This is a genomic window from Spirillospora sp. NPDC046719, assembly GCF_040645715.1.
Classification (GTDB): domain Bacteria; phylum Actinomycetota; class Actinomycetes; order Streptosporangiales; family Streptosporangiaceae; genus Spirillospora.
The window spans coordinates 1-8,265 of the sequence record NZ_JBEYYT010000414.1 but is presented as its reverse complement, the minus strand read 5'-3'; the positions used below and the strand labels follow the sequence as shown (position 1 = coordinate 8,265).

Below are 8,265 nucleotides of genomic sequence, written 5' to 3'. Positions count from 1 at the left end.
GGGCAGCTCCTCGCCGCGGTCGCCGGCCGGGCGTCCGTGCCGCCGCTGTCCGGGACGATCAGCGAGACGGCGTCGCTGGGCCTTCCGTCGCCGCCACCGGCGGCCGGCGCGTCCCCGCTCCAGTCGCTGCTCGCCGGATCGAACACGATCCGCGTCTGGTACGCGGATCCGGCGCACTACCGGCTCGAACTGCCGCAGCGCATGAAGGAGTTCGACCTGGTCAGGAACGGCGGCAGCCTGTGGCTGTGGGACAGCGCCGCCAACCAGGCCGTCCACACGGCACTGCCTGCCGACGCGCAGGCGCCGCCCGCCACGCCCCTGCCGGTCACGCCGCAGCAGGCCGCCGAGCAGGCGCTCGCCAAGGCCGGCCCGACCACGACGGTGACCACCGCCGCGCCGGTGACGGTTGCCGGCCGGCCCGCCTACCAGCTCGTGCTGGCGCCGAAGAGCGGCGGCTCGCTGATCGGCACGGTGCGCATCGCCATCGACAGTGCCCGCGACGTGCCGCTGCGGGTGCAGGTGTACGGGAAGGGCGCGACCGCCCCCGCCTTCAGCGTGGGCTACAGCTCGGTCTCGTTCGCCCGGCCGTCCACGCGCTTCGCCTTCCGCCCGCCCGCCGGGGCGACCGTCCTGCAGGGGCAGGACCGGCGCAGCGGGAACGCCGGTTCAGGCAAGGGCACCGCCGACGCCACCCAGGGCGTCCCCCTCCTGGGCGGGACGGGCCTGATCGGCAGCGGCTGGCTCGCCGTCGCCGACCTGCCCGAGTCGTCCGTGCCCGCGGCGGCCCGCGGCGCGTCCAAGGGCGGGCGCGCACCGTTCAGCGGTTCCGACAAGGCGTCGGTCAAGGCGCCCGCGAACGGGCCCGCGGCGTCGCCCGACCTGGACCCGGGAACGGCGTTGAGCTCACTGGAGCGGTTCGCCGAGCCGGTGCGCGGAGCGTGGGGCAGCGGTCGCCTGCTGCGGACCGGCGTGCTCTCCGTCCTGTTCACCGGCAACGGGCACGTCCTGGCCGGCGCGGTCGCACCCGACGTCCTCTACCAGGCGGTCGGGCGGATCGGCAAGGCCGAGTCGCAGCCATGGCGGCACGTGGCGACCCCGGCCCCCGGCAAGTGACCGGACCAGCCGGAATGGACACGTGGGCCATCGCATCGGACGGGCTCACCAAGCGGTTCGGCAACGGCCAGGTCGCCGTCGACCACCTCGACCTGGCCGTACCGAGCGGCTCGGTGTACGGGTTCCTCGGCCCGAACGGATCGGGGAAGACGACCACGATCCGGATGATGCTCGGGCTGGTCTTCCCCACCGGCGGCACGGTCACGCTGCTCGGCTCCCCCATGCCCGCCGCGGCGCCCGCGGTGCTGCCGCGGGTCGGTTCGCTGATCGACGGCCCCGCGTTCTACCCGTTCCTGACCGGCCGCGACAACCTCCTGCGGTACGACGCGGCCGGCCGGACGGCCGATCCCCGGACCGCGTCCGCGCGGGTCGCCGAGGCGCTCGACAGGGTCGGCCTGACGGCCGCGGCGAGGAAGAGGTACCAGCACTACTCGCTCGGGATGAGACAGCGGCTGGCGATCGCCGCCGCGCTGCTGCGGCCCCGGGACCTGCTCGTCCTGGACGAGCCGACGAACGGCCTGGACCCGCAGGGCACCCGCGAGGTCCGGGCCCTGATCAGGGACATCGCGGCCGGCGGGGTCACCGTCTTCGTCTCCTCGCACCTGCTCGCCGAGGTCGAGCAGGTCTGCACCCACGTCGGCGTCATGCGCGCGGGCGGGCTGGCCTTCCAGGGCTCGCTGGCGGACCTGCGCGCCACGAGCGCGGTGCGGGTCCGGGTGGAGACCGCCCGTCCCGCGGCGGCGGAGGCGGTGCTCACCCGGCTCGGCCTGGCCGGCGTGCGGGCCGCCGGCGACGAGGTGTCGGCGGACCTCGCGGACGACAAGCCCGAGCGGATCTGCGCCGAGCTGGTCGCCGCCGGGGTCGGCGTCCGCGGCTTCGGCGTCACCGCGCCCGCGCTCGAGGACCTGTTCGTCGGGCTCACCGGGGAGGGGTTCGAGGTCGATGACTGAGGTCACGACGCCCGCGGCGGGGACGCCGGCGCCGGTTCGCGCCTGGCTCCGCCTGTTCCGCTCCGAGCTGCGGCTGGTCTTCGGGCGGCGCCGCAATCAGCTGCTCCTCGCGGTGGTCGCCGTCTTCCCGGTCGCCATCGGCATCGGGATGCGCGCGCAGGCACCGCCGCCGGGCGCCACCGGGGGGCCGAACGTGGCGTTCTTCAGCCAGCTCACCGGGAACGGGATCTTCCTCGGTTTCATGGCGCTGGCCCTGCTGGTCACCCTGATCATGCCCTTCGCGGTCGCCGTGGTCGCCGGGGACTCGATCGCCGGGGAGAGCGGCTCCGGGACGCTGCGGTACCTGCTCGCGGTGCCGGCCGGGCGCACCCGGCTGCTCACCGTCAAGTACGCCGTGATCGTCGTGTTCGGCACCGCCGTCACGTTCGCCGTGACCGCGGTGGCGCTGGCCACCGGCGCGCTGCTGTTCCCGCTGGGGCCGGTGACGCTGCTGTCGGGAACCTCCGTCCCGCTGGTCGAGGGGATCCTCCGGCTGCTGCTCGTCACGCTGTACGTGGCGGCGGGGATGGCGTCGCTCGGCGCGATCGGCCTGGCCGTCTCGACCTTCACCGAGCACGCGATCGGCGCCGTCGCCGCCGTCACCGTCCTGGTCGTCGCCAGCGAGGTCGCCGACAACGTGCTGCAGTTCGCCGCGGTCCGCCCGTACCTGCCGACCCACTGGTGGACCTCGTTCGACGCGCTGCTGCGGGAGCCCGCCGACACGGCGGGCGTCCTGCACGGGCTCCTCTCGTTCGGGGCGTACCTGGTGCTGTTCTGCTCGATCGCATGGGCCAGGTTCAGCACCGCCGACGCGACGGGCTGACCGCTACAGCTCGAACTCCTCGTAGTCGGCGCCGTCGCCGTCGACGACCAGGGCGAGCTGGGCGATGGTGGGCTTGTCGAACACCTCCGCGATCGGGACGTCGACCCCGAACGCCTCACGGATCCGGGAGATCAGCTGGATGGCGAGGAGCGAATGGCCCCCCAGGTCGAAGAAGTTGTCGTGCACGCCCACCCGGTCCTGGTTCAGGATCGCGGCCCAGATCCCGGCGAGTTCGGTCTCGGTCGGGCCGGACGGCTCGGCGCCGCCGGTGGCGGGACGCAGCCGGCCGTCCTGCGGGCCGGGCAGCGCCGCCTGGTCGAGCTTGCCGGTGGGGGTCAGCGGCACCGCCGGGATCTCGGTGAACAGCGCCGGGACCATGAACTCCGGAAGCCGTCCGCGCAGATGCTCGCGCAGCTCCTCCACGGTCGGCGGGCCGCCGGCGTCCGCGGCCACCAGGTAGGCGGCGAGGAGGCGCTCGCCGCCCTCGCCGCGGGCGACCACGACGGCCGAGCGCACCCGCGGGTGCGCGGTCAGGGCGGCTTCGACCTCGCCCGGCTCGATCCGGTGGCCGCGCACCTTCACCTGGCGGTCGGCCCGCCCGAGGAACTCCAGCACGCCGCCGGGCCGCCACCGCGCCCGGTCGCCGGTCCGGTAGACGCGTCCGCCGTCGGCGGCGACGGGATCGGCGACGAACCGCTCGGCGGTCAGGGCGGGCTGCCGGGCGTACCCGCGGGCGACCTGCGCGCCGCCGATGAACAGCTCGCCCACCGCACCGGCGGGCACCGGGTTCAGGTCGGCGTCGAGCACGTACACCCGGGTGTTGGCGACCGGGGATCCGATCGGGACGGTTCCGCCGTCCAGATGCCCGGACGACAGCCGCAGCGTGACCACGCCGATGGTGGTCTCGGTCGGCCCGTAGTGGTTCACGACGTCCCGGGGGCCCGCCGCCGCCAGCACGTCGGCGACCCAGGCGGCCGGGGCGCCCTCGCCGCCCAGCACCAGCGACCGCGCCGGGAGCAGCCGGGCGGGCCCGCCGTCCGAGGCCAGCGCGGCCAGGTGCGAGGGCACCGCCTTGAGCCCGTCGATGCCGTGAGCCCGGACGAACCAGGCCACCGCGGCGGGGTCGGTGGCCGCGCCGGCGTCCATGACGTGCAGCGCCGCGCCGGCCACCAGGCTGGTGAAGATCACGGTGTTGCCGAGGTCGGTGACGGCCGGCTGCAGCAGCGCGTACCGGTGTCCCGGTTCGCCGAGCCCGGTCCGGCGGGGCGCCCAGCTCACATAGTTGACCAGCCCGCGATGGGTGACCTCCACGCCCTTGGGGGCGCCGGTGGAGCCGGAGGTGTACATCACGTAGGCGAGCTGGTCCGGGTGGACGTCCACCCGCGGAGCGGGCGGGTCGCCGGCCAGTGCCGCCCGCACCGCCGGGCCGTCGATCTCGATCATGCGCGACCGGACCGCGGGCAGGTTCTCCAGCGCCTCGGCCGTGCCCACCACCATGCTGGCCTTGCTGGCGGCCAGCATGTGGCCCAGCCGGTCCGGCGGATACTCGGGGTCGAGCGGCAGGTAGGCACCGCCGGCCTGCCACACCGCCAGCATCGCCACGATCATGTCGATGCCGCGGTCCAGGCACAGGCCGACCACGGTCTCGCCGCCGGCTCCGGCGTCGCGCAGGTAGCCGGCCAGCCCGGCCGCCCGGGCGGTCAGCCGCCGGTAGGTCAGCTGCCGGTCGCCGAACGCGATCGCCACCGCGTCCGGGCATTCTCCGGCCCGCTCGGCGATCAGCTGGTGCAGCCCGCTCGCCGCGGGGACCGGAGCGGAGGTGTCGTTCCGCCCGCGCAGCAGCTGGTCGCGTTCGGCGCGGGACAGCAGCGGCAGCCGCGACAGCGGGGTGCCCGGGCGGGCCGCGACATCGGCCAGCAGGACGCCCAGGTTGCCCGCCATCCGGCGGATCGTGTCGGCGCCGAACAGCGCCGTGCTGTAGTGCAGCGCGCCGGTCAGGGAACCGCCGGGCTCCTCCCCCAGCATCAGCCGCAGGTCGAACTTGGCGACCATGCCGGCGGCGATGCCGTCGTCCGGCCGCGTCGCCCCTGCGCCGGGGTCGCCGTCACGGCCGCCGTCGCGGCGGCCGGGTTCGGCGGTGAGCGCGACGTAGTTGAGCAGCACCTGGAAGAGGGGGGTGCGGGAGCGGTCCCGTTCAGTGACCAGCTCGTCGACGAGCTGCTCGAACGGCAGGTCCTGGTGGGCGTAGGCGTCCAGCGCGGTGCCTCTGACCTGCTCCAGCAATTCGGCGAACGTCGGGTCGCCGGACAGGTCCGCGCGCATCACCAGCGTGTTCACGAAGAACCCGATCAGGCCCTCGGTCTCGGCCCGATCCCGGTTCGCCACCGGCGTCCCCACCACCACGTCGTCCTGACCGGTGTACCTGCGCAGCAGGACCATGAAGGCCGTCAGGAGCGTCATGAACATCGTCGCGCCACCCGTACGGGCGACCGCGCGCAGGCCGCCGGTCACCTCGGCCGGCACGGTGAACCGGATGAACTCGCCCTCCGGGGACCGCACCGGCGGGCGGGGCCGGTCGGTCGGCAGGTCCAGCACCGGCACGCCGGCCAGCCGCTCCCGCCAGTAGGCCAGCTGGGAGTCCACCACCTCGCCGGTCAGCCACCCACGCTGCCACACCGCGAAGTCCGCGTACTGCACCGGCAACGGCGGCAGCGGATCCGGCTCGCCCCGCCGGAACGCCTCGTACAACGCACCCAGCTCGCGCCGCAGCACCGGCCCCGACCACTCGTCGAACGCCACATGGTGCACCGACACGGCCAGCAGATGCCGGTCCGCGGCGAGCCGCACCAGGCACGCCCGGAAGACCAGGCCGGCCGCCAGGTCGAACGGGTCGGACATTCCCTCGGCCAGCAGGTCCCGCGCCGCCGCGTCCGGCTCGGCGGCGCCCGAGACGTCCAGCACGGGCAGCGGCACCGGCACCGGCGGACCGGCCTCCTGGTACGGCACTCCGTCCGGCCCGGCGGCCAGCCGCGTCCGCAGGACGTCGTGCCTGCGGGCCACGGCGGACAGGGCCGCGCCCAGCGCCGCCACGTCCAGCTCGCCGCCCAGCAGCACCGGCATCGTGATGTTGTACTCGATCGAGCCGGGCTCCATCCGGTCCAGGAACCACAGCCGCTGCTGACCGAACGACAGCGGCGAGCGCCCTCCGTTCCGGGCGGGCTCGAGCGGCGGCGCCACCGCGCGCGCGGCCGTCGTCTCGACCGCCGCCGCCAGGCCCGCCACGGTCGGGTGGTCGAAGAGGACGGCCACCGGCACCTCGGCCCGGCACACCTCGCGCACCCGCGCGATCACCTGCATCGCCAGGAGCGAATGCCCGCCCAGTTCGAAGAAGTCGTCCTGCGCGCCGACCCGGTCCAGGCCGAGCACCTGCGCCCACACGCCGGCCAGCAGCTCCTCGGCCGGCGTGGCGGGCGGCACGTACGAGCCGGCCAGATCGGGACGCGACGCGTCCACGGGCGGCAGGGCGGCCCGGTCCAGCTTCTGGTTGGGGGTGAGGGGCAGCGACGACAGCTCCGTGAACACCGACGGGACCATGAAGTCGGGCAGCCGCCCAGCCAGGAACCGCCGCAGCTCGCCGGCGGCCGGCAGTCCCGCGGCCGGATCCGCGGGCACCAGCCAGGCGGCCAGCCGCGCCCCGGTCTGGGTCCCGAACGCGTCGACGACCGCCGAGGCCACCGCGGGATGCGCCGCGAGCGCCACCTCGACCTCGCCCGGCTCGATCCGGAATCCGCGCACCTTGAGCTGGTTGTCGGTCCGGCCGAGGATCTCCAGTACGCCGTCGGCCCGCCGCCGCACCCGGTCCCCGGTCCGGTACAGCCGCTCGCCACGGCCGGTGAACGGGTCGGCGACGAACCGCTCCGCGGTGAGAGGCGCGCGCCCGTGATAGCCGCGCGCGACCCCGGCACCGCCGATGAACAGCTCGCCCGCCACCCCGACCGGCACCGGGTTCAGCTGCCCGTCGAGCACGTACACCCGGGTGTTCCAGATCGGCCGCCCGATCGGGACCACGCCCGTCGTCGGCGGTTCGCCCGCACCGATCGGGTGGTCGGTGCTGCCCACCGTGGTCTCGGTCGGGCCGTAGTGCGCCACCACCTCCACGCCGGGGTGGCGGTCCCGCCACAGCTGGACGTCCTTGCCGCGCACCAGGTCCCCGCCGACCATCAGCTGCAGCGAGGGAGAGCACTCGGCGGGCAGCTGCGTCAGCACGGTCAGCAGGGCGGGCGTCACCTTCACGAAGGTGTAGTCGCCTGCGCCCACCCGTTCCCTGAGGGCCGGCAGATCCTCGTCCAGCGCCGCCACGTGGACGCAGCCGCCCGCGGCCAGTGCCCCGTGCAGCGGCGTCACCACCGCGTCGAACGCGAGCGGCGCGTGCACCAGCGAAAGCCCCCGCACTCCCGGGTACGCCTCCCGGCACCGCGCCACGTAGTTGAGCACCGAGCCGTGGCTGACCTGCACTCCCTTGGGCACGCCGGTCGACCCGGACGTATAGATCACGTACGCGAGCTGATCCGGGTGGACCCGCGGCGCGTCCCCCGGCCGCGTCGCGGCGAGCCGGTCCGAGGTCGCCGGGTCGTCGAGCCACACGGTCACCGGCGGCAGCGCGTCCGCCGGCAGCACCGCCGCCGCGGACCGGTGCCCCACCAGCACCCGGGCACCGCTGTCGGTGACGAAGAACGACAGCCGCGCGGCGGGGTACGCGGGGTCCAGCGGGAGGTACGCCCCGCCCGCCTTCCAGACCGCCAGTACCGCGACGACCATGTCCGCGCCGGGTGTGAGGCACAGCGCGACGACGGTCTCCGTGCTCACGCCCGCCTCGCGCAGGTACCGTGCCAGCCGGTCCGACCGGTCTTCCAGCTCCGCGTACGTCAGCGACCCGTCGGCGGCCAACACCGCCGGCGCATCCGGGGACTCGGCCGCGCGCGCACTGACCAGTTCGTGGACGCCGCCGGCCCGCGGGAGCGGGACCGCCGTGTCGTTGGAGGTCACCAGGAGTTCCCGGCGCTCGGCGGCGGTCAGCAGCGGGAGATCGCTCACCCGCGCGTCCGGGTCGGCCGCCACCGCGCCCAGCAGGACCACCAGGTGGCCCGCCAGCCGGTCGACCGTGGCCGCGTCGTACAGCGCGGTGCTGTACTGGATCCCCCCGGTGAGCTCCGCTCCCCGGTCCACCGCCGTCAGCGTGAGGTCGAACTTCACGGCCCGCGCTTCGTGCCGTCCTGGGGCGTCGGAGCCGGCGCGGCGGGCCGCGGTGCCGGAGGCCGGGACGCCCTGTCCGCCGCCGGC

Annotated in this window: 4 protein-coding genes; 3 read left to right on the top strand and 1 reads right to left on the bottom strand. The window is 75.2% G+C overall.

Translation table 11 applies throughout. The features are described 5' to 3' along the window. From ABZ914_RS41300 to ABZ914_RS41290, 3 genes are all read left to right on the top strand, one after another. On the top strand, positions 1 to 1,113 hold a 1,113-nt coding region (locus ABZ914_RS41300), incomplete at its 5' end, for a LolA family protein (RefSeq protein ID WP_500200105.1). A 14-nt stretch (positions 1,114 to 1,127) separates the two neighbouring features. Next, complete coding sequence (locus ABZ914_RS41295; protein WP_500200103.1) at positions 1,128 to 2,063, top strand: ABC transporter ATP-binding protein; 936 nt, start codon at positions 1,128 to 1,130, stop codon at positions 2,061 to 2,063. Continuing rightward, positions 2,056 to 2,925 carry an ABC transporter permease gene (locus ABZ914_RS41290; protein WP_500200102.1) on the top strand — a complete coding sequence of 290 codons (870 nt, stop codon included), beginning with the start codon at positions 2,056 to 2,058 and terminating at the stop codon, positions 2,923 to 2,925. The genes ABZ914_RS41295 and ABZ914_RS41290 overlap by 8 nt, the downstream gene beginning before the upstream one ends. Before the next feature lie 3 nt (positions 2,926 to 2,928). On the opposite strand, the gene ABZ914_RS41285 is transcribed toward ABZ914_RS41290, so the two are convergent. Then, positions 2,929 to 8,178, bottom strand: a complete 5,250-nt coding sequence (locus tag ABZ914_RS41285) for an amino acid adenylation domain-containing protein (protein ID WP_500200100.1) — start codon at positions 8,176 to 8,178, stop codon at positions 2,929 to 2,931. Positions 8,179 to 8,265: the final 87 nt, after the last annotated feature.

Excerpts from the sequence above, each read along its gene's own strand:
- ABZ914_RS41295 (WP_500200103.1), top strand. The coding sequence starts at position 1,128 with ATGGACACGTGGGCCATCGCATCGGACGGGCTCACCAAGCGGTTCGGC.
- ABZ914_RS41290 (WP_500200102.1), top strand. The coding sequence starts at position 2,056 with ATGACTGAGGTCACGACGCCCGCGGCGGGGACGCCGGCGCCGGTTCGC.